The organism is Herbiconiux daphne (assembly GCF_024979295.1).
Lineage (GTDB): Bacteria > Actinomycetota > Actinomycetes > Actinomycetales > Microbacteriaceae > Herbiconiux > Herbiconiux daphnes.
The window spans coordinates 1-527 of the sequence record NZ_JANLCJ010000790.1 but is presented as its reverse complement, the minus strand read 5'-3'; the positions used below and the strand labels follow the sequence as shown (position 1 = coordinate 527).

Below are 527 nucleotides of genomic sequence, written 5' to 3'. Positions count from 1 at the left end.
GTACGGATACAATTTCTGATATGCCTGATTGTTTTCATCGTTATCAGTGTATGGTTCGAAATAAACCAAGTCGGTACGAGGAGCACCTACACCAGAACGATATTTAGATGGAATCGGGGACACTGTAAAGTTGTTACCAGATTTAGAACCATCTTTAGACGTCCACACATCAACGCTCAGATTCACCGGCTGACCTAACAGATTATCACGGAGCCAATCAGGGTCATTAGGTTGTTTCGTTACAGAAGGGTCAACCATCTTGATAATATCAAGGAAATTACCACGGCTGGAACTAGGAATCAGTTTGTAACGTTGGAACATGCAAGAAGGACGCGGTTCAAGTGGCTTACCCTCATGGTCTGTGCCAGTAGCATCGACTCCAATGAGTTCATATGCGATTTCGATTGCATAGTTCTGCTTGGTTTCGGTGATACCAGTCTTACGATCAGTATAAGTAAACTCTTGACGACCGAGCATGACGACACGAACAATACGTGCATCATAATCATCTTTTTTCAGGAGGTCAA

General features: G+C 43.3%; 1 protein-coding gene. It reads right to left on the bottom strand.

Annotated elements, in window-relative coordinates; translation table 11 throughout:
- Positions 1-527, bottom strand: a 527-nt coding sequence (locus tag N1032_RS27710; protein WP_259543947.1) for a hypothetical protein, incomplete at both ends; no start/stop codon positions are given.